The organism is Fluviicola sp., assembly GCF_029266855.1.
Classification (GTDB): Bacteria; Bacteroidota; Bacteroidia; order Flavobacteriales_D; family Crocinitomicaceae; genus Fluviicola.
Genome location: NZ_JAQSWB010000010.1, coordinates 70,785 through 97,058 on the forward strand (window position 1 = coordinate 70,785; position 26,274 = coordinate 97,058).

The 26,274-nt window shown below is 40.8% G+C and carries 26 protein-coding genes; 13 read left to right on the plus strand and 13 right to left on the minus strand.

The window, feature by feature from the left end; translation table 11 throughout:
- Nucleotides 1-24: 24 nt before the first annotated feature.
- The 4 genes from K0S23_RS17325 to K0S23_RS17340 all read right to left on the minus strand — a co-directional run bounded on the left by K0S23_RS17325 (nt 25) and on the right by K0S23_RS17340 (nt 3,555).
- The gene (locus K0S23_RS17325) at nt 25-1,071 is read right to left on the minus strand and encodes a DUF4407 domain-containing protein (protein WP_300360011.1); all 1,047 of its coding nucleotides are present in this window, start codon (nt 1,069-1,071) and stop codon (nt 25-27) included.
- Between the two features lie 436 nt (nt 1,072-1,507).
- Nucleotides 1,508-2,227 (minus strand): aspartyl/asparaginyl beta-hydroxylase domain-containing protein, encoded by a 720-nt coding sequence (locus tag K0S23_RS17330; protein WP_300360013.1) that lies wholly within the window; start codon nt 2,225-2,227, stop codon nt 1,508-1,510.
- Nucleotides 2,224-2,685, minus strand: a complete 462-nt coding sequence (locus K0S23_RS17335) for a hypothetical protein (RefSeq protein WP_300360015.1) — start codon at nt 2,683-2,685, stop codon at nt 2,224-2,226. The genes K0S23_RS17330 and K0S23_RS17335 overlap by 4 nt, the downstream gene beginning before the upstream one ends.
- A 339-nt stretch (nt 2,686-3,024) precedes the next feature.
- A complete protein-coding gene (locus tag K0S23_RS17340) occupies nt 3,025-3,555 on the minus strand; it encodes a hypothetical protein (RefSeq protein WP_300360017.1) in 531 nt (176 codons plus the stop codon).
- Nucleotides 3,556-3,734: 179 nt separating this feature from the next.
- Here K0S23_RS17340 and K0S23_RS17345 point away from each other — a divergent pair, with 179 nt between their 5' ends.
- From K0S23_RS17345 to K0S23_RS17380, 8 genes are all read left to right on the plus strand, one after another.
- Nucleotides 3,735-4,589, plus strand: a complete 855-nt coding sequence (locus tag K0S23_RS17345; RefSeq protein ID WP_300360018.1) for a hypothetical protein — start codon at nt 3,735-3,737, stop codon at nt 4,587-4,589.
- Between the two features lie 75 nt (nt 4,590-4,664).
- Nucleotides 4,665-5,372, plus strand: a complete 708-nt coding sequence (locus K0S23_RS17350) for an ion channel (protein WP_300360019.1) — start codon at nt 4,665-4,667, stop codon at nt 5,370-5,372.
- 1 nt (nt 5,373) lies between these two features.
- The gene (locus K0S23_RS17355; protein ID WP_300360021.1) at nt 5,374-5,700 is read left to right on the plus strand and encodes a hypothetical protein; all 327 of its coding nucleotides are present in this window, start codon (nt 5,374-5,376) and stop codon (nt 5,698-5,700) included.
- Nucleotides 5,701-5,711: 11 nt separating this feature from the next.
- Nucleotides 5,712-6,464, plus strand: a complete 753-nt coding sequence (locus tag K0S23_RS17360; RefSeq protein WP_300360023.1) for a PD-(D/E)XK nuclease family protein — start codon at nt 5,712-5,714, stop codon at nt 6,462-6,464.
- Nucleotides 6,457-7,056: a hypothetical protein gene (locus K0S23_RS17365; RefSeq protein WP_300360025.1), complete on the plus strand. Its 600-nt coding sequence runs from the start codon at nt 6,457-6,459 to the stop codon at nt 7,054-7,056. The genes K0S23_RS17360 and K0S23_RS17365 overlap by 8 nt, the downstream gene beginning before the upstream one ends.
- 33 nt (nt 7,057-7,089) lie before the next feature.
- A complete protein-coding gene (locus K0S23_RS17370) occupies nt 7,090-8,049 on the plus strand; it encodes an HNH endonuclease (protein WP_300360027.1) in 960 nt (319 codons plus the stop codon).
- An 18-nt stretch (nt 8,050-8,067) separates the two neighbouring features.
- Nucleotides 8,068-8,328, plus strand: a complete 261-nt coding sequence (locus K0S23_RS17375) for a transposase (protein ID WP_300360028.1) — start codon at nt 8,068-8,070, stop codon at nt 8,326-8,328.
- Nucleotides 8,329-8,867: 539 nt separating this feature from the next.
- Nucleotides 8,868-9,272, plus strand: coding sequence for a hypothetical protein (locus tag K0S23_RS17380; RefSeq protein ID WP_300360030.1), 405 nt, complete (start codon nt 8,868-8,870; stop codon nt 9,270-9,272).
- Nucleotides 9,273-9,575: 303 nt separating this feature from the next.
- Here the strand turns inward: K0S23_RS17380 and K0S23_RS17385 are convergent, their stop codons facing one another.
- The 4 genes from K0S23_RS17385 to K0S23_RS17400 all read right to left on the minus strand — a co-directional run bounded on the left by K0S23_RS17385 (nt 9,576) and on the right by K0S23_RS17400 (nt 13,119).
- Nucleotides 9,576-9,959 carry a GxxExxY protein gene (locus K0S23_RS17385; RefSeq protein WP_300360031.1) on the minus strand — a complete coding sequence of 128 codons (384 nt, stop codon included), beginning with the start codon at nt 9,957-9,959 and terminating at the stop codon, nt 9,576-9,578.
- 428 nt (nt 9,960-10,387) lie between these two features.
- Nucleotides 10,388-11,662 (minus strand): serine hydroxymethyltransferase, encoded by a 1,275-nt coding sequence (glyA, locus tag K0S23_RS17390; protein ID WP_300360033.1) that lies wholly within the window; start codon nt 11,660-11,662, stop codon nt 10,388-10,390.
- Between the two features lie 126 nt (nt 11,663-11,788).
- Nucleotides 11,789-12,544, minus strand: coding sequence for a C40 family peptidase (locus tag K0S23_RS17395; RefSeq protein WP_300360035.1), 756 nt, complete (start codon nt 12,542-12,544; stop codon nt 11,789-11,791).
- Entirely contained in the window at nt 12,541-13,119 is a 579-nt protein-coding gene (locus K0S23_RS17400) for a DinB family protein (RefSeq protein WP_300360037.1), read from the minus strand. The genes K0S23_RS17395 and K0S23_RS17400 overlap by 4 nt, the downstream gene beginning before the upstream one ends.
- Nucleotides 13,120-13,217: 98 nt before the next feature.
- Here K0S23_RS17400 and K0S23_RS17405 point away from each other — a divergent pair, with 98 nt between their 5' ends.
- The 3 genes from K0S23_RS17405 to K0S23_RS17415 all read left to right on the plus strand — a co-directional run bounded on the left by K0S23_RS17405 (nt 13,218) and on the right by K0S23_RS17415 (nt 19,635).
- A complete protein-coding gene (locus K0S23_RS17405; RefSeq protein WP_300360039.1) occupies nt 13,218-16,793 on the plus strand; it encodes a T9SS type B sorting domain-containing protein in 3,576 nt (1,191 codons plus the stop codon).
- A gap of 172 nt (nt 16,794-16,965) precedes the next feature.
- Nucleotides 16,966-19,002 carry a T9SS type A sorting domain-containing protein gene (locus K0S23_RS17410; RefSeq protein ID WP_300360041.1) on the plus strand — a complete coding sequence of 679 codons (2,037 nt, stop codon included), beginning with the start codon at nt 16,966-16,968 and terminating at the stop codon, nt 19,000-19,002.
- Between the two features lie 69 nt (nt 19,003-19,071).
- Nucleotides 19,072-19,635, plus strand: coding sequence for a hypothetical protein (locus tag K0S23_RS17415; protein ID WP_300360043.1), 564 nt, complete (start codon nt 19,072-19,074; stop codon nt 19,633-19,635).
- A 6-nt stretch (nt 19,636-19,641) separates the two neighbouring features.
- Here the strand turns inward: K0S23_RS17415 and K0S23_RS17420 are convergent, their stop codons facing one another.
- The 3 genes from K0S23_RS17420 to lpcA are packed head-to-tail and all read right to left on the minus strand — an operon-like array spanning nt 19,642 to nt 22,428.
- The gene (locus K0S23_RS17420; protein WP_300360045.1) at nt 19,642-20,064 is read right to left on the minus strand and encodes a TerB family tellurite resistance protein; all 423 of its coding nucleotides are present in this window, start codon (nt 20,062-20,064) and stop codon (nt 19,642-19,644) included.
- Between the two features lie 29 nt (nt 20,065-20,093).
- Nucleotides 20,094-21,866 (minus strand): hypothetical protein, encoded by a 1,773-nt coding sequence (locus K0S23_RS17425; RefSeq protein ID WP_300360046.1) that lies wholly within the window; start codon nt 21,864-21,866, stop codon nt 20,094-20,096.
- Entirely contained in the window at nt 21,859-22,428 is a 570-nt protein-coding gene (lpcA, locus tag K0S23_RS17430; RefSeq protein ID WP_300360048.1) for a D-sedoheptulose 7-phosphate isomerase, read from the minus strand. The genes K0S23_RS17425 and lpcA overlap by 8 nt, the downstream gene beginning before the upstream one ends.
- Nucleotides 22,429-22,543: 115 nt before the next feature.
- Between lpcA and K0S23_RS17435 the strand changes: the two genes are divergently transcribed.
- The gene (locus tag K0S23_RS17435) at nt 22,544-22,966 is read left to right on the plus strand and encodes a hypothetical protein (RefSeq protein WP_300360050.1); all 423 of its coding nucleotides are present in this window, start codon (nt 22,544-22,546) and stop codon (nt 22,964-22,966) included.
- 44 nt (nt 22,967-23,010) lie between these two features.
- Here K0S23_RS17435 and K0S23_RS17440 read toward each other — a convergent pair whose 3' ends face one another.
- Nucleotides 23,011-24,258 carry a sensor histidine kinase gene (locus tag K0S23_RS17440; protein WP_300360052.1) on the minus strand — a complete coding sequence of 416 codons (1,248 nt, stop codon included), beginning with the start codon at nt 24,256-24,258 and terminating at the stop codon, nt 23,011-23,013.
- A gap of 90 nt (nt 24,259-24,348) precedes the next feature.
- Here K0S23_RS17440 and K0S23_RS17445 point away from each other — a divergent pair, with 90 nt between their 5' ends.
- Nucleotides 24,349-25,131, plus strand: a complete 783-nt coding sequence (locus K0S23_RS17445) for an SDR family oxidoreductase (protein ID WP_300360054.1) — start codon at nt 24,349-24,351, stop codon at nt 25,129-25,131.
- Nucleotides 25,132-25,304: 173 nt separating this feature from the next.
- Here the strand turns inward: K0S23_RS17445 and K0S23_RS17450 are convergent, their stop codons facing one another.
- A complete protein-coding gene (locus K0S23_RS17450; protein ID WP_300360088.1) occupies nt 25,305-26,261 on the minus strand; it encodes a phosphoribosylaminoimidazolesuccinocarboxamide synthase in 957 nt (318 codons plus the stop codon).
- Nucleotides 26,262-26,274: the final 13 nt, after the last annotated feature.

The following is a 26,274-nucleotide window of genomic DNA, read 5'->3' on the forward strand; positions in this document are numbered from 1 at the left end:
AATTAATTCATTGATAATTCTCCCTTAAGCCAATTCGCGTTCTTTTTCTCCGAATTCCTTTTCAGATTCCAGGGTTGCAACTTTCGTTTCAAAGTCATCCCGTAATGCAACTTTGGTATCGTATGCACCGGCAGGCATGAACAGTTTACTGATGATCGGGATTAACTCGAATAAAGTTAAAATTACCATCAACAAATAATACTGATTTTGAAGTCCGTGGGTCTTATCTTTCGCAAAGAGCGACTGGAGTGCTTCTTTTTTGATCAGGAAACCTTTTCCGTCCAGTGTTTTTTCGAAATCGGAAACGCTCTTGGTTACTTTGGCATTGATCTCATCCAATTCCTTGGTGATCTTCTCCAGTTCGGTACCGGAACTTTTCTCCACTTTAGCCAGATCGTCTTTCACAGCCAGGTAACCGTTTCGTTTGGCTTCCGCGATTCCCGCGATTCCGTATTTCCCGGAACCACCTGTTCCATCAATCTCTTTCAGATATTCGTTTTGCTTTTCGAGAGCCAGATCGCTCTTCTGCTTCAACTCATCTTCAATTTTCTTTTTATTGGCAAGCAATTCGTCCTTACGCGACTGGTAGACCTGCTCCACTTCAATCTTTTTCTCCGCCAGCTTCTTATCCAGCAGGATTGGGATTTCACGATCAATATCTGAGCTGAAAATAAAGAGGATGATAGGTTGTGCCAGGAACGCCCCGATACACAAAGCCATGAGTACCCGAAGGCCAATTGCTGCAATGTTTGTTCGCTTTTTATTGATAGAGGAAACCAGCACCCGGTCGATAGAAAGTACAAAGCCACCCATAAAGATCCCGAGCGTAACAAATAAGAAAGGAGAATCCGAATTGGTGCTCCAAAAATAACCCCAGGCCAGTGTAGCGTATAACCAGGTAAAGAGCATGGCCGAACCCAAAATCTTATACCTGTTCCGGTCGACCGTACAATCCTTTATCAATTCTTTGATTGCGGTGGAAAACCACCATAAGACCTCGGACATTTGATCTGATTCCGGTTCTTTTGCTTGTTTTTCCCGGGTAGTTTCCGAGATCGAATTTTCTGCCATGCTGCCGTTTATTCCAAATAAAGTGAGCAAACATAATTCAGTTACAAAAGCAAAGTTTTTTTTTATAGAATTTTGGGATTTAGGGAGTAACTTTTCTTGCTTTTTGCAAAGAACTAAAAAGCAGCGAACTTTCTGACTTATCCACGGAAAAGCGGAGTCAGGACCCCAAATGCACAAATGATTGGGGTGCTTACCAGTGGGAATTATGTACTTAGGTCAGGTGATTTTCAGATTATTGTTTTTTGAACTTCGAATTCGCATTAATTGTTTCTGAATTTGCATGTTCGCGATATTGCGAACAGCCCTTTGTTTTAATGGGATTCAGATGAAAAAATTGCCTACATTTTCGGTTAATTTGTATGGATACTATTTGTCGTTACTTAATTAAAGTACATAGCCCTCCTTACCAGTCGCCTGTTGTTTTTGTTATAGAATCTTAGTCGGTTATTTTCAGTTGTGCTGCGAGCTGCGAAATTAAGGGATGATCAGCCATTTGAGGGTTGTTTCGCAGTTCTTCGAGCATACGCTGAATGGTTTCTTGCGATAGTTTTTCCTCTCGTACAGATTCAAAGCTGGATTCCGGTGCCAGGGAGAAAAACAACTCGTCGGTCCAGTCATTGCGGACACCGTCGATTACCAGGTGAACGCGGTCAATTGTTCCCCTGTTTGCCACCGAATGAACAAAATTCACATTCGTGTACCAGCATTCTCCCGGAAGCATTGTCAGTCTTTCCCCATCGAGGATAAATTCTATGCCGGGATTGGTCACAATGGGAATGTGCAGTCGGAACTGCCCGTCTTCATAACCTAATTCGTGATCGGTATGCGGTTTAATCTCCGCCCCTACTTCCAAGCGCAATAAACGCACGGAAAGAATTGGAAATTTGAAGGTATCCAGCACCTCTTTAAAATATTCGCACTCTTTCATCAGCGGAGTTTCAGCCAGTGCCGACTGATCCTGCAGGTGTGCAAAGATGTTCTGTTCGTTTCCATTCGCAGCGTAAAGCGAAACCGCTTTCCAGTTTCCCACATAACCACCCGTATTGAAATGCGGGACCCACTGAGCTTCCATAGCGCGGGATAAATCGGCAAGCAGGCGCTCTTCATCAAACTGAAGCGGGAACTTTAAATATTTTGTGATCTGATCTTTACTCATCGCAGCCATTTTAGCATGTGGGGAAAGGGTTTTTCTGTTGAGCAGAATCCCATCCATTCAAACAAGGGCAGACCTATGTAATTTCCGTTCTCAAATTGCTCAATCAGCCATTGAGATTCGTTCTTATATCCTTCCGGGTGAAACACCACTTCCGGCTTCAGGTCCAGGTGCATCAAAGCTGCATACGACCAAAGAATTGCCGCCACTTCATCCCCGTCACTCGGCCAGGCCGGATCCATTTCACTTGTCCCGATCAAAGAACGCTGAGCTTCTTCCGTCACAGCCAGATGTCCGGCTTCATGCAAAAGATCTCCGGGATACTTCATGCGCTGCGGGTCCATCAGGATAGCGTTCCGCTCAAGAGCCAAACCAGGTAAAAAACAGTTATCAGGAAGTTCCCTTTCGATTACCGGAATTCCTATTTGATCTAAAAATTGTATGATTTTTTTGCGTTGCATGAATAGTGAATCGTGTTTTTGGCAGGGATGAAGATACAATTATTTAGAAATCTGTGGTAATTTGTTTTCTCCCACAGATGCACAGATTAGAGCGAGCCTACCGGCCTCGCTTAAATGGCGACTGGTAAGCGCCATAAAAAATCTGTGCATCTGTGGTAAATGGAAAGTGTTGTAATTCAGAAAATAGCTTGGGTGTGATTTACAGTCGCTACGTCTCAGGGTGGGGTATCCACGGGATATAGTCGCTTTACCCACGCTCTATCTATACACTATCTATGAGGATCATTTTGGTTTTCAACAGCACAATTTACCATGCTACGGTAAGACAAAATAGAAGCCTCACGAAACCCAGCCATTAAATGTCTTTGCCAGTTTCCAGCGCCCGTTTTTCTTTACATAAAGATGATCTCCGGCTGAGCCTCCCAGCATGCAATTGCAATCATTTGTCCAATGGATCAACATCTTCTTTCTATCCGGTGAAATAATTGGGAAAGACATGTGTGTTACAAATCCTGAGTCCGCTTCGTAAACCGGTTTCACAAAATCCTGATCGGGTTTGTAATTCTTGTGGAACCAACTAATCGTTTGCGGTTTTAATTCTTTAGCCAGTGGTTTCCGAATCTGCGCCTCCATAAACTCCACTTCTTCCGGGGTGAATTCCTTTTTCATTTCATCAGACAAAGCCAAGCCGGCAAAGCGGTAATAAATCTCACGCATCACCAGCGTATCATCAATGATTAACTCATTTAGCAAAGCATAGGCTTCATCTTCCGTTACCGGTTTTGGAGCAGGTTTGCAGCCCGAGAACTGTAAGCCAATAAACAGGCAGATTAGCGGAATAAACAAGGTTTTTGGATTGAATGATCTCATTTGGTGGTGATTTGAAAATAGAAAGATAAAAAATTTCCAAGTATCCGTTTGCCTCCTGCGGTAAACCACATTGCTGAAATGTGGTAATTACTGAAAATGAGGACTGAAGGATCAACTAAAGATGTCTTTTGTTAGATTCGTGCGGCTAAGGCGTTCCAAACAAACTGAAACTTAATTTTATGATCTCTACGACAGCTCTTGCGAAAGAATTGAATATTGAGCCTAAATTACTCTTTGCTCAACTGGCATCAAATGGTTGGATTTATAAAAAAGAGAATAGTTGGCAACTAACTAAGGAGGGCAGATTAGCTGGTGGGGATTTAATTTACAATCCAAAATATGGTGAGTATATAGCTTGGCCTAAGACACTAAAAATCAATGAACCTAAGACACAAATCACAACTATAAATTCCACTAAGATCGGTGAACACTTCTCAATTAAAAGTCAAAAAATAAATTTATTCTTTGCCGAACTTGGATGGATTGAAAAGAAAAGTAATGGTTGGCATTTGACAGCTGAAGGTAAAAAACAAGGTGGTTTTCAATTAGAAGTGAGCAATGGAAATCGTTATTGTGTCTGGCAAAACCAAATTCTAAATAATCAGTTTTTGAAACGTACAATTGAAATTGGTCTTGGAACCTATATTGAAAAAGAAAAAAAACCAGAGGATCTGGATGATTTCCGTCAAGCTCACCCTCCAACTAAAAGAACTGCTGACGGTCATTATGTAAGAAGTCGAGCAGAAGTCCTAATTGACAACTTCCTGTACACCAATGGAATCGTTCATGCTTATGAGCGGCGAGTAAATATTGAGGAATTAATGTATTGTGATTTTTACCTCCCAAAAGAAAAAATATTCATCGAATTTTGGGGATTAGAAGAAAACACAAAATATGAGGCAAGAAAAAAGGTGAAACTTGAATTATATGCCAAATATGGATACAAATTGATAGAAATCAAAAACTCTGACATTGATAATCTGGATGAGATACTTGCAACGAAATTACGCAAGTATGGAGTGCAGGTTGATTGAATAGCTATCTGAATAACGATAATTGATATTAAACCTATGATTCTTTCTTTATTTTGTCTTATTTCTACAATTTTGATGATTGTACTTCTAACTCGAGAAAAAGCACCGAATATCAATGGTGCTTCAATTACTGTTTTTCAGAAACTCATAGGTTTTTTGGATTATCTAATCAACAGATCCAAAATTATTTCCTTGCTTTTATTTTCGAAGCCACTTAAAGAGAGTAATCCATTAAATATTGAAAAGCTTGTTTGGTATCGACTAGGAATCGTTTCTGTTCTATCCATAATTTATGAATTTGTTAAATTACATTTTGAACCCAAATCGATATCTATCTGCTTAACATTTATCAGCATTTATGTTTTTCTACTGCAAATAACTTTATTGATTTCTCTCCTAAAACCTCTTTTTGGAGTTCAACGAGTAAAGAATAGTTTAGAATTGGAGGAAGAAAAATCCAATAAGAAAATCATTTTGATCCCAACACCAAAAAGATCATTATTACTTGCTCTGGTGAATTTATTTGAAATAATCATTTCTTGGGGAATCATTTATAGAACTTTAATGCCATGTCAAATTGATAATCTAAACGAAGCAAATTATTTCAGCTTAGTTACCCTAACTACTCTGGGTTATGGCGATATAAATGCCGGCAATAATGAATTAGCACAAACAGCAGTGAGTATCAACCTTATTATTTTCGTAATTTTTTCCGTTTGTCATATTACAACAATTCTCGGTTCAATTACAAATAAGGAAACGGAAAACGAATCTATCAAATAGTATGGGGACTAATAAAGACATATTCGTTATATATACAACTCGTGACCATTTTATCAACGAAGAGCTTCTTTTGAGAATTTATAATGATCTAAAAATTCACGGAAATGTTTTTATCGATTTACTGCACAATGATTCAATGAATAAGCAAGAATATGTTATCGAAAAACTTTATAAGTCATCAAGTATCGTTATTATAGAAACACCAAAATTGATTGAGTCGAAATGGGCGCAATTGGAAATAAAGTTAGCTATTGAATTAAAAAAAGAAATTCTTGGTTATTATAGACCTAGTGCAGCTATTGACCTAATCAAGTTACAATCAATTTAGTGATTTTTTAAATGAATACTGACCTCCAAACACTCCAACAATTCCTCTCAAAGCTCAATCAGTTTTCGGCAACCGTTCGATCCCGAAAAATTGAATCGGATCAAACATCTTGCAAGAACATCTTTAATAAAATTATCGAAATTCAAGGAAAAATTGAAAAGTATCAACGGGAAAACGCTACAGATTTCAATGTCTTCAACATCTTGCGTTATGGGCACTACGAAACGCGTTTACACACCCCTTTTCTTTTCTCTTTGTTACATCCGGAAGGCACTCATCAACTTGGATTTAGGTTTGTAGAAATCGTTTTGAGTGATTGCCTTGAAAAACCAATAAAAGCCGAATTCATTCGAAACTACCGGATCGTTGAAGAACATACTACTCAAATTCATGGCAGAATTGATCTTTTTCTAATATTTGATTATGACCAGCAATCATATGCATTAGCTATCGAAAACAAGATTAATGCAATTGACCAACCAAATCAATTGATGAATTACTACAATTATATGAACGAGTGTTATGGAAAAAAGGCTACCAAGAAATTGATTTACCTTACGAAAGGCGGAAAATATCCATCAACAACTTCGTTATGTAATTACCTCTTAAATGAGTATCTAAAAGATGGGGTTCTAGTGTTGAAATCCTATAAATGCAATGTGAATTCATGGATTGACCAGTTACTTGAAACGAAACCATCTGCAAGAATCAAATACATATTACAACAATACCAACAAACCATTAATCAGTTTGGATATGAATGAGTACGAAAAAGAGATGTTCCAATTCTTAACTGAAGAAGAGAATTTGAAAGGAATGATTATAGCGAAGAATCAGTTTCCAGGAATTCGGGAAAAGTTAATTCAAGATTTTTGGAATCAGGTATATAGAAATGTAAAAACTGCCATTATAAATAAATCGGACTGGGAAGTGGTTCTCGAAGGAAATATCAATTTATGGCATTCAAAACTCTACATCCGAGAGAAAGAAGGAAAAACACGAGTTTTAGATAATGGATTTCCTTCATTCATATTTTGTTTAGAGCGTTTAACGGCTGGATCTCCTTATGTTGCCTTTTGGATGAACCAGCATGAAAGCACAGAAAGTGATTTGACTAAGGTTCACGAGCATTTGAGCTTAAAGAATTATCAAAACCTAATGTATGATGGAACGGGAAGTTGGTTTTTACTGTGGAGAGAATATCAAAACTTCAATCTTACAAACGATGAATCTCTAGTACAAATCGTTCCAACAAAATTGGATGAAAAAGCCAAAGAATTTTCAGATGCGTTATTAGAGTTATTCAACACTCATATTGAAGACTACAATTATTTTAGAACTCATTGCAAAAAATAAATATTGTATAAGATAAATATTAAGATACTAACAATGTCCAACCTCCTCCACCTCTTCTCCCGTCTCCGCCGCGATTACAAATACGGCGGTGCGCCGCACAAACCGGTCTTGCTTTTGGCAATCTTAGAGTTGGTTCGTAAAGGAGATATTCTAAACAATCGCATTGCTATTACTCCTGAGTTGGTGTTGGAATTCAAATCTATTTGGAGCAAGCTGGTGGTGACACCTCATATTCCGAATTTTGCTTTGCCCTTTTATCACATGAAGACGGAACCTTTTTGGAAACTCGTAACTTATACCGGGATAACGATACCTGTTACCTTTTCCAACAGCATCCGCAGCTTAAATGCTTTGAAAGAAAGCGTGGCTTTTGCGGAACTGGATCCGGAGGTATTTGTTCTGATGCAAGATCCCATTCAGCTGACCATTATGGAAGAAGCCCTGTTGGACCAATATTTCCCTGAAACCAAAAACCAATTTCATTCAACCGGATTGGATTTGGTTGCGGAACTCGAAACACAAATTCTGAGGGAAGATGCCGTTGTTTACCGCAAACGCATCAACGAATTGAAGGAAACGCTTTCCAGGGAAGAATTCGAAGAAGAGATTTTTCTACGCGGAGGCATGTTTAAACGGGAGGTGCCGAAAATTTATGGATATCAATGTGCTATCTCCGGAATGCGGATCGAATCTTCTACAAATGCTCAAATGATCGATGCCTGTCACATAATCCCTTTTGCACTTTCAAAAGACGATACGATCACCAATGGAATTGCTTTATCGCCCAACCTGCACCGGGCTTATGACCGCGGACTGATTACCATTACGGAAGACTATTTGGTGAAAATTTCCCCGGCTATTTCTGAAAACGATTCTCCTTACTCCTTGGGTCAGTTCAACGGAAAACGGATCCTGCTGCCGGAGAACAGTCGGTATTATCCATCGCTTGAAAACCTGGGGTGGCATCACCGGGAATGTTTTGTGGCTTTTTGATTATTGATCATTGAAAAAATGGGGAGATTAATCGCGCCCCTACAGGTTCCGGACAAAAAAACGGGAGGTTTCGCCGGTAATCACAACCCGATGGTTCACCTGAATTTATCCTGGGTCATTCGATGGTTTAAAGGTCGATGTTCCTTTGAAATTCGAAAATCAAATACTTCTTTTAAATGGCAACGCAATTATTACGACCGCATCATCCGTGACACCGAATCGTATGAACGTATTTGTCAATACATCCGGGATAATCCAGAAAATTGGGAGAAGAAATAAACAGTGGTGGGCCACTCGATTAATCTCGTGCTGTCGGTATCCGTATTATTCATACCCACGCTTATCCGCACCAAAATCCATTCTATTGAATAAGAACATCAGGATGAGACAACCTATATAGTTATTTTAGGACAGAGCACAAGCATGATTATTCCAACTTTGAAGCATAGATAAAGTATGAATAAAGCATAGATGAAGCATAGATATAGCGACGTTTGTATATAGATTTAACACCCATGCAATATATTTAACCACATTGAATTCGTAATTAATCTATCTTCATAATCCGTTTTCAGGGATTCATGACATCAATAAGGCTGCTCATGACAAACAGGAACTTTACTTCCGTAAAAACCGCTTACTTTTGATTTACACTATTCACTCTTGCCTTTCAGACGGACGCGGCCGGTCCAAAGAAAGGAGGTGAAAACGTGCGTGGAGTCTGCAAACCACGCAAAAAACAGCCTGCCCCGTTGGGATCAGCGGGGGGCGTTTTCCGAAAAGCCTACGAGTAGGACTTAATTCACAAACTATTCACTATGACAACATTTAATGCAAATGCACCCGAAAGTATCCAATTGGGTAACGGGGCACAATTCTGGGTTTATTTATCGCCTGAAAACAATACTGCGAAAATGATCGGTACCTGGAGAGTAACTTTCTCACAGGGAAACTGGATCGGTACTATTTCAAGCGAGAACCCGACACAAATGCTGCAAACACCCAATCTTTCCGGAATTTTTGATATCAAAGTAGAATTACTGAGCGGTTCAACAGGAACATGGCGCCAGATTCCTCCTCAACAAGGAAGCACGAACGAGATCGGATGCAACAGCAATTGCGCATCTATGGTAGGTATCGTTGCAGACAGCACCAACCCACCTCCGGGAGCAATCAATGCGCATTTCTGGACAACCTGGGATGCATTTTGCAGCCGCGGCTAAACCACTTGTAGTTTATTTATTAGTTCAAGATAACGGGGTGTCCATAATAATGGATGCCCTTTGTGTTTTTATCCCACAGATGCGCAGATGAAAGCGCGCTTACCAGTCGCGCTAAGTCTAGCGGACAATAGTAGGTTCTCACCTTTCAGTCAGAATGATTCTTTGTAATGCAATTATTGGTCCTAATAACAAAACAACAAGGGGTTCATCACAATGGATGCCCTTTGTGTTTTTCTCCCACTGATGCACAGATTAGAGCGAGCCTACCGGTCTCGCTAAGTTTAGTGGACAATAAACAGATTTTCACCTTTCTGTTAGGATGATTCTTTTATACTGTAATTTAGGCTTGCGAAAATTTACGAGCAAACCAACTTCCGTTCCTGAAACAGCCAGATAATTGATTGTTTGTTCAAAATGCTCATCAATTAAATTAGAAACCGCTTTCACTTCTAAAATAATAGAGCCATAGACTACAAAGTCTGCAAAAAATAGATGCGGTAGTATCGTGTCTTTGTATTTCACCTGATACTGAACTTCACGTTCAAATAGAATTCCTTTCTTTCTGAACTCATACTCCAAAGCGTCTTTGTAAACAATTTCGGAAAATCCGCATCCTAATTCGTTGTGAACTTCCATACAACTGCCAATGATTTGATGGGTTTCTTCTTTCAATAAATAGTGTTCCATTCTATTTAAGTTAATGAAAAATATCTTTTACTTGATGACTAAAAACTATTTTCCATTGCGAACCAAAAAAGGAGGTGACCGGTAGGGGGAGTTATGTACTTAAGTCAGGTAACATCAAAAAAGAACTTAACTTGTGATTATTTGACACGCAGATTTCGCAGACTCCGACAAGGTCGGAGCACAGATTTTAATTGTTATACATCTGCGCAAATCCGTGACATCCGCGTGCTTTTTTTTAAAATATTAAGCTTCTTGGCAGCTCCTTTCAATGCTATTTGAATAATTGCACCAAAATAAGAAAGTCCTTTTTACCTGTGTTAAATACATAATTCCCACCGGTAGGCACCTCTATACATCTGTGCATCTGCGGGAAAAGAAAAGGGCCACGATTAATCGCGGCCCTACTGTTTATATTTAATTCATTGGATTTACCACGTAAACAACGGTCGCGCGCTCATTAAAGTGTTCACTTCGGAGCGTACGGAATTGATCGTTTCCTCGTCGCCGATATTCATCAGCACGCGGTCGATCAGTTTTACGATAACCGGGATCTCTGTTTCTTTAATTCCACGGGAAGTAATTGCAGATGTTCCTACACGGATCCCGGAAGTAACGAAGGGAGATTCCGTATCGAAAGGAACCATGTTCTTATTTACGGTAATGTCTGCCAAAACCAGGTTGTTCTCGGCATCTTTCCCATTTACTCCTTTTGAACGCAAATCGATCAGCATGCTGTGATTGTCTGTTCCGCCGGAAATGATTTTATATCCCAGTTTCGTGAATTCTTCAGCCATCAATGCGGCGTTCTTCTTCACCTGGGTCATGTATGTTTTGTATCCGTCGGATAATGCTTCGCCAAATGCCACTGCTTTTGCTGCGATCACGTGCTCTAGCGGTCCGCCCTGGATTCCCGGGAATACTGCTGCATCCAATAATGCTCCCATGGATTTCAAGTTCCCGTTGTTCCATTTCAAACCGAAAGGATTCTCGAAATTATGACGCATCATGATCACCCCTCCGCGTGGTCCACGCAATGTTTTATGTGTTGTTGTTGTAACAATGTGACAATGATCCAAAGGATCTGCCAATAATCCTGCCGCGATCAATCCTGCAGGATGAGAAATATCTGCCAGGATCAATGCTCCGACCTCATCTGCAATTTTGCGGATGCGCGCATAATCCCAATCTCTTGAATAAGCGGAAGCACCACAAATGATCATTTTCGGCTTTTCGCGTTTTGCGACTTCTTCCATCATGTCGTAATCCACTCTTCCTGTTTCCTGGTTTACACCATAAAAGAAAGGTTTGTACAATTTTCCGGAGAAGTTTACCGGGGAACCGTGGGTTAAATGTCCACCGTGACTTAAGTCGAAGCCTAAGATCTTATCTCCCGGATTTAAACAAGCCAGGAAAACTGCTGCATTTGCCTGAGCTCCGGAATGCGGCTGCACGTTTGCCCAGGTTGCACCAAATAATTTACACAAACGATCGATCGCCAGCTGTTCCACTTTATCAACTACTTCACAGCCACCGTAATAACGCTTCCCGGGAAGTCCTTCTGCATATTTGTTAGTCAATACAGAACCCATTGCTTCCATCACCTCATCAGAGACAAAGTTTTCAGACGCAATTAATTCAATTCCATGTTCCTGACGCTGTCTTTCTGCAGCAATTAAGTCAAATACTTCCTGGTCGCGTTTCATGCTTATTCTTTTATTTAGTTTAAAAGGTTCAATAGTTCAAATGTTTCTGCTGTGACAGATTCAATTTTGAGCCCTTGGTTCCTGATGGCAAATATAATTCGATTTCATCAAAAACCGAGGTCTTCCTTACAATCGCTTAATCGAATGTAGTTTGTGCGAGTGCACCTCATCCAGTTTCCGGGTAATTCCTTTGGAACTGAAATCATCGATCCGGACATAGCCGTGCGCATGAATGATCTCATCCTTATTAAGCAGTAAACCTACATGATGAATATTCCCCGCATCGGAAATGAAGAAAGCAAGATCTCCTGCCTCGCGGTCTTCAAATTCTATTTCCAATCCTATTTCCTGCTGTTGTGAAGAGTTTCGCGGCAATTGATAATTAAAAACCCGGTGGATCTGCTGCATAAACCCGGAGCAATCGATTCCGAACATAGTCTTCCCGCCCCACAAATAAGGTGCATTCAGGTATGTAAGCGCAAAATCGATGACCGAATCCGGAAATACATCTGCTTCATTCAGAAAGTGATATTCGGATTTTCCGATGGTAAATGTTTCTTCACCATCTCCCGGGCGGAAAAAACCTTTCGGTAACAGTTGCCTGCCTTCCGGACCTTCCACGATTCGGAACTCGGAATGCTCCACCACCAAACCATCGAGCCAGCGGGAAACCTCCTTATCTCTCAGATCCTGGATTTGTTTTGAATCGATCCAGCCTTCATAGCCATCCATAAACGAGCGGATCTTCACCCACTGATTTGAGACTTCAATGATTTCGATGACTTCACCAAACAAAAGCTGGGTCACTATTTCAGCGCGATCACTGGCATCTCCGCGAACGGGTACCACACTCGCTTTGCAAAAGGCATGAATTCTGCTCACTTTTTAGGGAATTGAGGATTTTTAGTCAGTTTTAATGCCTGTTCCATATGTCGATCGTTGTGATAAGCAACAAAGAGCAGGGCGTCACCCAATCTCAGGCGTACCAGTTTGGAAATGGAAATCGGGACTTTTACTTTTCTCAGGTTAACCGCAACCGATTTTTCAATAATTTCAAGAAACTGGTTTTGTCCTTCCAATAACGTTTTGATCTCATCACCGCTTACCAGGGAAGGATTTGTAGTAGGATTGTATTCAGCCGGAGCATTGAATTTGCGTTTCACATTTCGTGCATTTCCCAGTTTCATCGACATCCAGGCAGATTTCCCAAGTGGTGAAGAAGAATAATTGATCCGGGGAACACGAAAACGGGTCCGGTCAATGCGTTCATTCAGAACATGATGGTAAAAACGGGCGTAGGCATTCAAGTGGGCAAAAATTTCGGCTAAACTCCATGTTGAGGGATCAGGCTTCCAGTTCAATTGATTCTCCGAATAATTTGAAAATTTCGATTTTAAATGCTGGATATTTTTCTCTGTAATTGTTGCAACTTCGTTGAAGACCCATTGAGTTGTCATATGTCTGGAATTTGTATCAAATATAAGTACAGCAATTTGATTGGCAAAAGTTATACCCAAAAATGCAACCTTTTTAAACATTTTCATATCTTTCAAGTATGAAGCGATTGTTACTTGTGTTTTCTGTTCTTATTTTAACTGGTCATTTTCATGCCCAGGAAATAGAACATCAACATTCAACGCACTATGCCCTGATCGAAAACAAAGGACAATGGGCTGAAAAAGTATTATTCCAATCCAAGTCGCAGGGAAACAATATCTGGGTCCAGCAGCACGGATTCATTTACGACATCCGCGACTATTCATCACTCAAAAAAGCACACTCCGAGCGTGTATCCGATGAAAACAGCGATCATTTCAGGGGAGCATTAGTTGGAGTGGAATTTTTAAACTCCAGGGAAGTTTCCGAGATCGCAAAGGAAAAACCACTTGCTTATTATTACAACTATTTCATCGGGAACGACAGCACCAAATGGGCCAGTAATGTCTCCAGTTTCCAGGAAGCCACTTTAAAAAATTTCTACCCGGATATCGATTTGAAGATCATCGATGCCGCCTCCGAATTCAAATACGAATTGTGGTGCGCACCCGGAACAGATTACAAACAGATCCAGCTTAAAATGAAAGGCTTTTCGGACATCGTTCTGGACAAAGCCGGGAACCTTATTCTTTCGACCGACCTTGGAAAGATTACGGAGAAAAAGCCGATCGCATACCAGTTGCTGAATGGAAAACTGACTGCCATCTCCTGTAAGTTCATTCTCAAGAAAGACATTGTGTCTTTTGAACTTGGAAAACACGACGAAAATGCAACACTGATCATCGATCCTGTTTTAGTATTCGCGACCTATTCCGGTTCTCCTACTGATAATTTCGGGATGACTGCCACTTACGGCTACGACGGATCCGCTTATTCAGGCGGAACTATTTTCGGGAATGCTTACCCTACTCCCGACCCATTAGCCTTTGATGTAACATCTAATTTTGCGGCAACTTACAACGGCTTAAACACCACAGACGTATTTATTTCAAAATATTCTCCCGACGGACAGACCATGCTCTGGACAGCATTTTTGGGAGGAGGAAATACCGTCCAGGGAACAGAAACCGTTCACAGTTTGATCTGCGACAGGCTGAATAATCTTTACGTATTCGGAATAACTGCTTCTACGGACTTTCCTACTCAAAATCCTTTCCAGGGAGCACACGGAGGAGGATCTACCATTAACGTTCAATTCAACGGAGCCAATTTCGGGAGCCAGGGAACAGACATCTTTGTTTCCAAGATCAGTTCCAACGGGCATAATTTACTAGCATCAACCTATGTGGGCGGTTCTCAAAACGATGGGATCAATTACAAGATAAGTTCGGGAAATTATAATTCCGTAGCAGCTTACGATTCCCTATCTACAAACTACGGCGATCAGTTTCGCGGTGAGATCATGATCGATTCAGTTGGGAATTGTTTAATTGCCTCCTGCACCAGATCTACCAACTTTCCTACTTCGAATCCCTTCCAAGCTTCTTTGGCAGGCCAGCAGGACGGCGTCATTTTCAAACTTACACCGGACCTTAGCAATATGATCTGGGGCAGTTATTTCGGAGGAAGCAACAACGATGCCTGTTACTCTGTTAAAATCGATTCAAGCTATAACGTAGTCTTTGCAGGAGGAACATCAAGTACAGATCTTCCCGGAACAGCAGGGGGTTTAAATCCAAGTTACCTGGGCGGGAAATCGGATGGTTTTGTGGGGAAACTTACTCCAAACGGACAAACGCTTACTCAAAGCACGTATATCGGAGCAGCCCTGTATGACCAGGCTTTTTTTGTTGAAATTAACCGTAACGACGAAGTATTCGTCCTTGGGCAATCTGTCGGCGGGAATTTCCCGGTAATTAATTCCGTAAGTTATCCCAACAGCAGCCAGTTCATCGCAAAACTAAACCCGGCACTTACCACGATCCTGAACTCCACTGTTTTTGGGAATGGTAGTCCGAACATAAACATATCGCCATCCGCATTTTTGGTTGATATTTGCGGAAACATGTACGTTTCAGGTTGGGGAGCAAACATCCTGCAAGCGAGTCCACTGAGTGGAATGCCAGTCAGTTCCGATGCTTTTCAGAGCACCTCACCCAACGGATTCGATTTTTACCTCTTTGTATTCAAGCGTGATTTTTCGGGCTTGCTTTACGGAAGTTATATCGGAGGAAGCCAGGCCCAGGAACATGTAGACGGCGGAACTTCCCGCTTTGACAAGAACGGAGTGGTTTATCAATCTGTATGCGGCGGATGTAACGGATTCAGTGACTTCCCGACAACCCCTAATGCCTGGTCGAACCTCAATTTAAATACCGGAGCCGGAACAAACAACAATTGCAACAACCTGGTTTTTAAATTTGATTTCCAGCTGCTTCCCAAAGCTGAGTTTACAACAAATAATGTTTTAGGATGTGAGGACTTCACTGTAACTTTCACCAATACCAGTCCACCCTCCGATGCATTTGAATGGGATTTCGGAAACGGGCAGGGAACATCAACAGAGCATTCTCCTACCGTTACCTACACCATTCCAGGCGACTACCTTGTGCGTCTAACCGTTACAGACTCAATTTGCCTTTTAACAGATACTGCAGTGATCAACATCACGGTTTTACCGGAAATACAACTCTCAGTTTCAAACGACACGATCCTTTGTTCTCCCCTGCCTTTAACTTTCACGGCAAATTCATCCGGGACGGCAGATTATTTTATCTGGTCGTCAAGCAATCAGTTTACAGACACTTTAAATACAACAGTTGCGGATTCCACATTGAACGTAACACCGGGAACAACAACAACTTATTATGTACGGGCCGGAAATGCAGCCTGTTCGGAGATTGACAGTGTCACGGTTTACTTCATCGGGGGAAGTTTGTCCTTAACAGGAAACGACTCCATTTGTTTGAACGAACCAACCACGCTGACAGCTTTCATTCAAATTCCGAACGTAACATTTAATTATGTCTGGAGTCCGATGAACATATTAACTCCTACGGCCCAGGAAAATGTCGTTATTGCCAATCCGCCGGTCAGTCAGTGGGTTTATGTTGATGCCAATGGCTCGAACGGCTGTTTTGACAGGGATTCCATTTACATCACGGTCGGAAACATTGCCGGGACAATCAGTGCAGAGGCAGATCCGGAATACATTGTGCCGGGGGGAAGCAGTACTTTAACCGCTTTACCCGGAGGTTATTCTTACGTTTGGTTTCCTCAGACAGGACTCTCCAATCCGTACAGTCAAATCACGCAGGCGAGTCCGGAACAAACCACCCAATATACAGTCAGTATCACAGATGGGATTTGTACCAAATCAGTTCCTGTTAAAGTCAATGTGCTCGAAGTGGTTTGCGACCGCACCTACGTATATATACCCAATGCTTTTTCTCCGAACGGCGATTTGGAAAACGATGTTCTGTACGTCAGAAGTGCCATTGCAACCAAGATCCTTTTCCGGATATTTGACCGTTGGGGAGAGATGGTTTTTGAAACCACAGATCAAAACATCGGCTGGGACGGAACCTTCAGAGACAAGCTCCTGAAGCCGGACACCTATGACTATTACCTGGAAGCAACCTGTGTACAGGGAGAGCAGAAAATCATCAAAGGAAATGTTACCTTGATACGTTGATTTCAAACAGGCTCATTATTAGGTCAACAAACCTTAATGAACCGAAACCTCTACTATTCAACTCATTAAGATACAGAATAGCCCATAGTAAGATTTCAATAGTTCAAGAGAAAAAGACTTCCTTTTTCTCTTTTACATTTAGTATATTTAAGCATATTCTATACTCTTACTTATGAAAAAACAATTACTCACTTTTGGTTTTTTAACCAGTCTCGCAGCGTTCGGTCAAACTTTTACAGATGATTTTGACTCTTATACTGCAGGACAAAAATTGTGTCCGCAAAGCGGTGGAGCATGGACAACCTGGAGCAATGCTCCCGGGGGAACGGAAGACGTTCTGGTATCCAATGCCGATGCAGCTTCCGGAGCCAACTCTTTATATTTTGCAACCTCAGTACAAGCAGGTGGTCCAACAGATTTGGTTCGCAATTTCGGCGTATTGAATACCGGACAGTTTGAGATGAACTTCAACATGAAAGTTGAGACAGGCAAAGCCGGATATTTTAACCTTCAGCGAAATGCAACAATCGGTCAGGTTTGGGCAATGGATTGTTTTTTCAACGATAACGGAACTATCAGTATTGTCAACCAGGACGGGTTAAATTTTACAGGAGCTACTTATCCTCAAGGCGGCTGGTTCAACTTCAAACTTGCAATTAACTTCAACACCAATCACTGGGAAGTTTTTATCGATTACCTTTCCGTAGGTTCCTTTGCCAATCCAATTAATCAAATTGCATCGATCGATATTTACCCGACAGATCAAAATGCTCCGTACAGTTGCGGCTATTTCATCGATGACTTTCATTATGAAATAACTCCTTATACCCTGCCCTCTTTGAACGGAGCAGTAAACGGCTTGGTATTCGACCAGGGATTATTGGCCGGAAATATTGTAACTCCGCAGGTGACTGTCCGGAACCTGGGAACAACACCAATTACTTCTTTTGATGTCGATGTTGATTACAACGGTAATACCATCAGTCAAACCGTTACCGGATTGAATTTAGCATCCTTAGCCAGCACAACAGTTACCATGAACGGAACACTGACCATTGCGGCAGGAAACATCCCTATGGTTGCAACTGTGAGCAATGTAAATGGCGGCGGAGCCGACGATGATTCGGACGACGATTCCTTAACGATTAACCTTGATCCGCTGGTTCCGGCCATGGGTAAAATGGTAGTCGGGGAAGAAGGAACCGGAACCTGGTGTGTTTGGTGTCCGCGAGGTGCTGTTTTTATGGATCTGATGGAAACAAAATACGAACACTATTGGGCTGGAATTGCAGTTCACAATGGTGATACAATGACTAATGAAATATACGATGCAGGAATGGGCGGGTTAATTGCCGGGTATCCATCTGCACTTATTGACCGTTTGCCTGAAGTCGATCCATCCGAAATGGAAGAAGATTTCTTAGCACGTATTCAGGTCGCTCCGAAAGCAGTGATCACAAATGGTGCAACTTGGAATGCAACCACCCGCGAATTAAAAGTATCTACTTCTGCTAATTTCCTTGCAGCGGCAAACAACAACTATAGGCTTGGAATCGTTTTAACGGAAGATGAGGTAACCGGGACAACAGGTTTCAGTCAGGCGAATGCATACGCAGGTGGCGGTAACGGAACGATGGGTGGATTTGAATCCCTGCCTAATCCTGTTCCTGCAGCACAAATGGTTTACAATCATGTTGCCCGTGCAATTAAGCCAAGTTTTACCGGTTATATCAACAGTTTTCCGGGAACCGTAAACATCGGTGAAACACATACGATTACAGCTACTTTTATTTTACCTGCTTCATGGGACGAAACTAAAATTCACATCATAGGGTTATTATTCGATCCAAGCGGGAAAATTGACAATGCAGGAAAAGCAACTATTCCGGAAGCCGTAACAAACGGATTTGTTACCGGTACAGATGTAACTGCAGGTTTAAATGATCTGAGCCAGGTTGACGACATGGTACAGGTTTATCCGAATCCTGCTACAACAGCTGTTTCTGTGAGCTTACAGATAAAAGAACAAAGCGAAGTAACTATTTCCGTAACGGATATTGCGGGTAAAGAAATTTCAAGCAAAAACTACGGACAACTGAATGGCTCTTCGATCATTACCATCAATACAAGTAATACACCAGTCGGGGTTTACTTCGTAAATGTGAAAATGAACAATGCAGTTACCCAGAAAAAAGTGATTATTCAGTAATCACATTGACCGAAAAAAAGTAGGGACGCGATTAATCGCGTCCCTACTTTTTTTCGGTATTTTTGTTTTATGAAATGGATTGGAAACCGAATTAGTTATCTCGACGATCAGAATAAAACGACCTTCATTATAACTCCCGAGCAAGTTGGAGTTGTAAAAGCATTAATGGGTGCCTGGTTTTTTATGTGGTTCGCAATCGGTGTTACCATCACCTGGTCGTTTTTTGCTTTCGTTTTCTCCCAACAGGAAAAGCTGATACTTGGCGTTTTCATGGTCTTCTGGCTTTACTACTTCGTACGTGTAGGAAGAACATTCCTGTGGATTTTGTATGGCAGGGAATATATTAAAGTCGACAAAATATCCCTAACTATCAAAACAAGCATCCGAAGTTATGGAAAGGCGAAAGAGTACTATTTGGAGAACATTAAAAAAGTACGCGTTTCGGTTCCAAAAGAGAATTCATTTCAGTCTGCATGGGAAAACTCACCATGGATACGCGGAGGTGAACGCATTGAGTTTGAATACCTGGGTAAAACCATTCGTTTTGGCAGAAAGTTAAACCAGCAAGATTCAAAATTACTGTTTCAGCTCATCACCAAACGAATTGAAGACCAGTTAAAAAAGAAAAATTAAGCTGAATCAAATTACAATTCTCAGGACTTCTTCGCGGTCCATTCCTTTTCTTAAATGCTCCAGGATAATGGGAAACTTTTCATCGATTCGCTCAGGTGTGAAACCCAATTCAACTCCCAGTCTTCTTACCAGCCTGGTTTCATTCGCATCCATGTTCCCATCCACACCCAAAAGCTGGATCAATTGAATGAAGCGCTCATATCTTTCTTCTCTTGTTACCGGTGGAATGAAGGGATAATCATCCGGATTCTCAAAGATTTCCGTTACCTGTTCTTCGGTTAAAGAAAGCTTTGTAGCAATTTTTTTCAGCAATTGATTTTCTGCGAAACTGACGTTTCCATCAATTCGTGCCAACATAATCAGGTTTCTGAAATGACCTTTTTGACGTGCTTGTTCTCCCGAATCAAAAAAATGTGAAAATGAGCTCATATGGTAGTTCTTTTGTAGTTTAAGACAGTTCAATAACGGATCAAACTTACCGCCTTTATTTTTAAAGAGTGAATTATTATTTCTTTTTTACCCGGATTTTCGACATAAACCTGGATCTTGTCTCCTTTGTGGTTGATTCTGGGGAGGTTAAACTGGACATTCAATGTATCCTTCGTTCCAATATTCTTAGTAAGCAATGAATATTCGTTCCAGCTATACGTATTGTATTTACTAAAGGACTCAAAATTAATAATCCCAGGATTCAGGCTATCTTTATTCTGATAAACAATTTGTGCTTCAAACAAGGTTTCGTCGGTTTTTAACCTTGGGAAATATGCTTGTTTCAAAAGCAGGGTACTCGCTCCTGCGGAAGCTTTCAGGTTCCTTAGATCACAGAAAGTAAGCCGTTCTATCTTTCCAAATCCCAATTCTTCAGGTTTAATTTTACCTGGCCAGTTTACATTTGAGCGATCAATTTCCAATCGGTTTACCTGGTAATCGGGCATGGAAAGCTTTCCGAAAATATACCAGTAGTGGGCTTTCGACATTCTATCTGGGTGCAAATAACCTATTGAAAACTGCTCCGATTGCAGGATTGAAAGTCCTAAAGTGAAAAACACAAAAAGCATCATTGCCCATGAAGTTAATTTCGACTTTCCAAGATAAACAATGGCAAATCCCAAAGGCAAAACCAGCAAAGGATACAAATCTACCATCGCCCGTGAACCGAACGAAGCAGCAAACCACCAACACTCCCAGGAAGCAAAGATCCAGACCGCCAATAAAACCGAACCAAGTATTCCCCAGAATAATTGCCTGCGTTGCTTATAAAGTTGTATAAAGCCGGGAATAAGCAATAAAAACACGGGAGTATACAAAAGCCAGCCTTTTTTATAACTGAACAGGAAATCCATGATGTGCGGATCTATTATCACGATCTCTTCCACATGCATATTCAAAATGAACCAGCTTCCGCCCATGATTTTCCAGTAGATCATTTGAGGCAAATTGAAAAGCAAGCCTGCAAGCGGGAATAAAAGAATCGATTTCCAGTAAGCCCAATTGCTTACATACACTTTTCTAAGCATCAGCAGCGGAAGCAAGCCCAATAAAACATGGGTTGGTCTTATGGAAGATATTAATCCCAGTGTCAATGCCGCAATAATTAAGTGCTTGTTCTTTTTGAGCTCTTTAAACTTCAATAAAGAATAAAAAAGTAAACCCACCAATGCAAACAAATAAATATGCTGTAACTGATAAGCGTGAATAGCCGTAGTCCAAAAGTTTGTTCCGAAATAAACAATGAGCAGCAATAAAGAACTTACCTGATCCGAAAAGAATAATTTAAGAATCTTATTCAGAAAATAAATTCCCAACAAGATGAAAACAAGGGCATTGAGTAAATAAGCGATGTGGTATGGTTTACTGAAACCATCTTTCGGATAACCCAGTGTTTTTGCAAACACATGGCCGATTGCATAAGCAGGTAATTCCAGATATGCCTGTCCCATATGATAGATATTCAGCGGATTTCCGGTATCCCCGTTCTGAACCTGGTAAACCAGGGTTCCTTCACAATACTTATCCTGGACAGCCTGCAGTTCGGCCTTTTTAAAATTCAAATTCCGGTATTGAAAAAGCTGGGTAAGATAAATGTAATATCCATACCCGTCGTAGCTGCAGACGCAGGTAGATTCGTCTTTTACTACATCTTGTATTTTTGCCGAAAACTTTAGGGTGAATACACTGATGATCAATAGAATAGTAGTTGCGCGAATATTTCTTTTTAGAAAATCAAGCATTCAATTGGTGTTCAATGAAATCAATCAAGGTATGAATTACTTTTATGTGAATCTCCTGTGCCCTGTCTGCGTATTCAGAAAAAGGAGCACGAATTTCCACATCACAAAGTCCGGCCATTTGTCCACCGTCTTTTCCTGTGAGCCCGACTATTTTCATCCCCTTTGCTTTTGCAACTTCGATCGCCCGAAGCACATTTTTTGAATTTCCGGAAGTTGAGATCGCCAGGAGTACATCTCCGCTTTGCCCGATCGCTTCCAGGTAGCGCGAAAAAATAAACTCATAACCGTAATCATTTCCCACGCAGCTGATATGAGAGGGGTCAGAAATACTTAAAGCCGGGATAGCCCTTCTGTCATCCCTGTAACGACCCGTTAATTCTTCCGCAAAATGCATAGCATCACACATTGACCCACCGTTTCCACATGAAATTATCTTGTTCCCTGAATTAATCGCCGAAACCATTAAATTTCCTGCATTTTGGATCAGGCGGTGATTCTCTTCGCTGTTAAATTTCTGCAAAATTTCAAGCGCTTCGTTAAAATGGTCTGCTATTTGTTTCATGCCTTTACAAATGGGATTGATTGTCAAAAATAAATAATTATTGAGTGCAGTTACCATTTTAGATAAACTTGTTATATTTGAAAATCGGAGTTGGCTCCATAACACAAAAACAACTATGAAAAATATTCTACTTGCCATTCTAACCTTAACACTAGGATTCAGCGCATCAGCACAAGATGACTGTTTTAAGAAACTGGAAGAAGCTTTCTCAAAAAGAGGCTCCTATACAGTTGCTGATGATATGCACCGAAATGTTATCGTAAGTTTTTTCACCCCTGAAGGTACAGAATGTTTAACCGGTAAAGCGCGAGTAGAAAACGGATCTGTCGTTTCCGTATTTCTTCAGTATGACGATGGAACCTATTACTTATTGGAAAAGAAGTTCTACAACGCAAAAAAAACGAGCCCGATAGTAACAAACGGAATTTCCGAAATGATCTTTACTGTTGACGGCGAGAAATTCAGAGTCGTATTTATCGATAAATTAAAGCCAAAAGCCAAATCATACAAGCAGGCGAATTTACCTGATGATTTGTAATCATAAAGAAATTTGAAAGTCCCCCGAAATCCGAGGGACTTTTTTTATGCCAAAATATCTCTTTCTTCCAGGTTCAGAACGGAAATTGAATAGGTGGTTCCGTTTTCTTCCTGCAGTACTTCTTTTGTACCTTCCAGCTGCTCAATCAGCGTATCGATCAAGATCAGTCCGAAGGAAGAGTTTCCAACCTGTGGCTTCCAAACTCCATTATCGGAATACTTAATCCGCAATCTACTCTCTCCTTCTCTTTGGATTTCAATCCGGATTCTCGCCTTCGATCTGTCTTCAAACGCATGTTTCAGCGAATTTGATACAAGTTCATTAACTAAAAGTCCGACCGGAATCAATGTTTTCAAACCAATCTTCCCGACTTCTGTCTTGATCTCGTAGCGAACACTTTGTTCCGAAAAACTCAGGTTCATGATTTCGTGAATCAATTCATCCAGGTAATCGCCAATTCTGATCTGTGACAGATTATCATTCTGATACAGCTTCTGATGGATCATTGACATCGCCATAATCCGGTTGATCGATTCCTGGAACAATCCCCGGAATTCCGGATTATCAACTTCCTGGCTTTGCATCCGGAGAAGACTCACAACGATCTGCAGGTTATTCTTTACCCGGTGATGAATCTCACGAACCAGCATGGTCTTTTCTTCATTCTGCAATAGAATTTTTGTATTCTGATCTTTTACCTGGCCATACGATTCCAAAAGTTTCGTTTGTGAGTAGCTGTTCAAAGTCAAAAACAAATAAAACATGTAAAAGTTTATGGAAAATGCCCCTATCAATTCGACTAACAAAGATATCTTTTGATAGATCGTTAGCTCTTTTAGCTGCAGGATCTGGTTATTCAGGTAGGAAAAAATAAATATCCCTATTACGACAATGGATAAAAACAACATTATAAAACCCAATTTGCGTCCCAGGGTGAAAAAAGCCAGGAATACTACTGTCATCAACCACAACACATCAACCAAATGGATTCTGCTGTGATAAACCATTAAAGAGAAGGCTATGATAATATAGCCACAGATGGAATAAATATAAAATACCAATAAATAATTCTTGTTATTCCATTTCATGATAAGCAAACAGATAGCGCAGATGATCGTAGCAACGGCCATCATACTAAAGCTTTCCATTGATTCAAAATAACGTGTATAAGAAAGAATGCTGAAAATACACAAAAACACGACAGACATGCGAAAGGCGAGCCTCACACGCAACTCTTCAAAGTATGTTATGACTTCCCGGGGAATAGAATCTGATTCTAAATTTTTTCTCAATTGATAGCAGTATTAATCTAATATACTAAGTTTTTCCAATTTAGGAAGAAAAATTGCATCTCAAATCTAAATATGTATTTTCGTAATACGATGAAACAAGTAGCATGGATCACAGGCGCCTCATCCGGAATCGGTGAAGAAATTTGCAAACAACTGGCGCAAAAAGGATTGAAACTAATCTTATCAAGCCGGAGTGAAGAAAAACTTCAGGACCTGAAAAAATCTCTTCCGAATTCAGAAGAACACCTCATCATTCCATTGGACCTGGAACACTCTTCCGATTTCCCCGACCTGGCAAAACAGGCCGTAGCAGAAATGAAGCGAATTGATTACCTCTACAATTGCGGAGGATTAAGTCAACGGGCTGAGGCCAGTGAAACTTCGCTTGAAGTAGACCGGCGAATTATGGAAATCAATTATTTCGGGACAATTGCACTGACGAAAGCAGTTCTACCGATTATGCAGGCTCAAAAATCAGGACATATAATAGCAATTTCGAGTATTGCGGGAAAATTTGGTTTCTACCTGAGATCCGCCTACAGTGCAAGTAAACATGCCATCCAGGGATTTTTCGAAAGTTTGCTTTTGGAGGAGGCAAAAAACAATATCTCCGTGACAATTGCCTATCCAGGGAAAATCAATACCCCGATCTCAATGAGTGCTTTGGGGAAAGACCGAAATGCACACGGAGAAATGGACCACAACCAGGCAACAGGAATGCCCGTTGAGGAATGTGTTTCAATTCTTTTAAAAGCAGTTGATAAAAAGAAAAAAGAGATCTTAATCGGAAACAAGGAAATAAAAGCAGTCACACTGAAACGCTTCTTCCCGAAATTGTTCTGGAAAATCATTGCGAAGCAAAGCGCAACTTAAGAGGATTTTAAGATATTAAGACTTCATCCGTTTATAAGGTAAATGTCCGACGTTCTATCTTACAAATCCTGCTTAGAAGATTTAAAACTTCAGGATATTCAGATTTAGGACTATAAGACTTGAACACCCTGAGATATAAAGTCATGATGTCCTAAAGTCTTATGTCTTAAAATCTAGATAATCCCTTTCTCCATCAGGAAAATTGCCACATTCGTTTCAATTCGCTTGTTGATATTGGATGTATCGCCTTTCACAAAGGAATTCCCGGTAATCTTTTCGTAAAGTTCAATATAGCGGTCCGTGATTGTCTCTACAAACGAATCCGGCATATCCGGCATTACCTGGCCATCCAAGCCCTGAAATCCGTTTTCTATTAACCATTGGCGAACAAACTCTTTTGAAAGCTGGCGCTGGTTCTCCCCTTTTACCTGGCGTTCATCGTATCCTTCCGCATAAAAATAGCGGGAAGAATCAGGTGTATGGATCTCGTCAATTAAAATGACTTCACCGTTTCTAATTCCGAATTCATACTTTGTATCCACCAGGATCAAACCTCTTTCAGCTGCCATTTCCGTCCCTCTTTTGAACAAAGCACGGGTGTAAGACTCCATTTTTTCGTAAATATCCTGAGGTACAATTCCGTTTTTCAAAATATCTTCTCTTGAAATATCCTCATCGTGACCTTCATCTGCTTTGGTTGCCGGAGTGATGATCGGTTCGGGAAAGCGGTCGTTCTCTTTCATTCCTTCCGGAAGTGCCACGCCACATAAAACTCTTTTCCCCAAGGCATATTCCCGTGCAGAATGACCGGCCAGGTAACCGCGAATAACCATTTCAACGCGTACAGGCTCACAAGCATAACCAACAGCAACAGAAGGATCAGGAGTTCCTATTAACCAGTTTGGAACGATGTCTCGGGTAGCCTCCAAAAACATGGTAGCAACCTGGTTAAGGACCTGACCTTTAAACGGTATTCCTTTTGGTAAAATGTGGTCGAAAGCAGAAATCCGGTCAGTGGCAACCATCACCATGATATCATTGTCAATGGTATACACTTCACGCACCTTTCCTCTGTAAACATTGGTTTGTTTCGGAAATTTAAAATTGGTACTCGTAATTGTTTCGTTCAACATAATTTACAAA

Bases quoted from the DNA above. Each gene is read 5' to 3' on its own strand.
- K0S23_RS17325 (WP_300360011.1), bottom strand. From the start codon at position 1,071: ATGGCAGAAAATTCGATCTCGGAAACTACCCGGGAAAAACAAGCAAAA.
- K0S23_RS17330 (WP_300360013.1), bottom strand. From the start codon at position 2,227: ATGAGTAAAGATCAGATCACAAAATATTTAAAGTTCCCGCTTCAGTTT.
- K0S23_RS17335 (WP_300360015.1), bottom strand. From the start codon at position 2,685: ATGCAACGCAAAAAAATCATACAATTTTTAGATCAAATAGGAATTCCG.
- K0S23_RS17340 (WP_300360017.1), bottom strand. From the start codon at position 3,555: ATGAGATCATTCAATCCAAAAACCTTGTTTATTCCGCTAATCTGCCTG.
- K0S23_RS17345 (WP_300360018.1), top strand. From the start codon at position 3,735: ATGATCTCTACGACAGCTCTTGCGAAAGAATTGAATATTGAGCCTAAA.
- K0S23_RS17350 (WP_300360019.1), top strand. From the start codon at position 4,665: ATGATTGTACTTCTAACTCGAGAAAAAGCACCGAATATCAATGGTGCT.
- K0S23_RS17355 (WP_300360021.1), top strand. From the start codon at position 5,374: ATGGGGACTAATAAAGACATATTCGTTATATATACAACTCGTGACCAT.
- K0S23_RS17360 (WP_300360023.1), top strand. From the start codon at position 5,712: ATGAATACTGACCTCCAAACACTCCAACAATTCCTCTCAAAGCTCAAT.
- K0S23_RS17365 (WP_300360025.1), top strand. From the start codon at position 6,457: ATGAATGAGTACGAAAAAGAGATGTTCCAATTCTTAACTGAAGAAGAG.
- K0S23_RS17370 (WP_300360027.1), top strand. From the start codon at position 7,090: ATGTCCAACCTCCTCCACCTCTTCTCCCGTCTCCGCCGCGATTACAAA.
- K0S23_RS17375 (WP_300360028.1), top strand. From the start codon at position 8,068: ATGGGGAGATTAATCGCGCCCCTACAGGTTCCGGACAAAAAAACGGGA.
- K0S23_RS17380 (WP_300360030.1), top strand. From the start codon at position 8,868: ATGACAACATTTAATGCAAATGCACCCGAAAGTATCCAATTGGGTAAC.
- K0S23_RS17385 (WP_300360031.1), bottom strand. From the start codon at position 9,959: ATGGAACACTATTTATTGAAAGAAGAAACCCATCAAATCATTGGCAGT.
- glyA (WP_300360033.1), bottom strand. From the start codon at position 11,662: ATGAAACGCGACCAGGAAGTATTTGACTTAATTGCTGCAGAAAGACAG.
- K0S23_RS17400 (WP_300360037.1), bottom strand. From the start codon at position 13,119: ATGACAACTCAATGGGTCTTCAACGAAGTTGCAACAATTACAGAGAAA.
- K0S23_RS17405 (WP_300360039.1), top strand. From the start codon at position 13,218: ATGAAGCGATTGTTACTTGTGTTTTCTGTTCTTATTTTAACTGGTCAT.
- K0S23_RS17410 (WP_300360041.1), top strand. From the start codon at position 16,966: ATGAAAAAACAATTACTCACTTTTGGTTTTTTAACCAGTCTCGCAGCG.
- K0S23_RS17415 (WP_300360043.1), top strand. From the start codon at position 19,072: ATGAAATGGATTGGAAACCGAATTAGTTATCTCGACGATCAGAATAAA.
- K0S23_RS17420 (WP_300360045.1), bottom strand. From the start codon at position 20,064: ATGAGCTCATTTTCACATTTTTTTGATTCGGGAGAACAAGCACGTCAA.
- K0S23_RS17425 (WP_300360046.1), bottom strand. From the start codon at position 21,866: ATGCTTGATTTTCTAAAAAGAAATATTCGCGCAACTACTATTCTATTG.
- lpcA (WP_300360048.1), bottom strand. From the start codon at position 22,428: ATGAAACAAATAGCAGACCATTTTAACGAAGCGCTTGAAATTTTGCAG.
- K0S23_RS17435 (WP_300360050.1), top strand. From the start codon at position 22,544: ATGAAAAATATTCTACTTGCCATTCTAACCTTAACACTAGGATTCAGC.
- K0S23_RS17445 (WP_300360054.1), top strand. From the start codon at position 24,349: ATGAAACAAGTAGCATGGATCACAGGCGCCTCATCCGGAATCGGTGAA.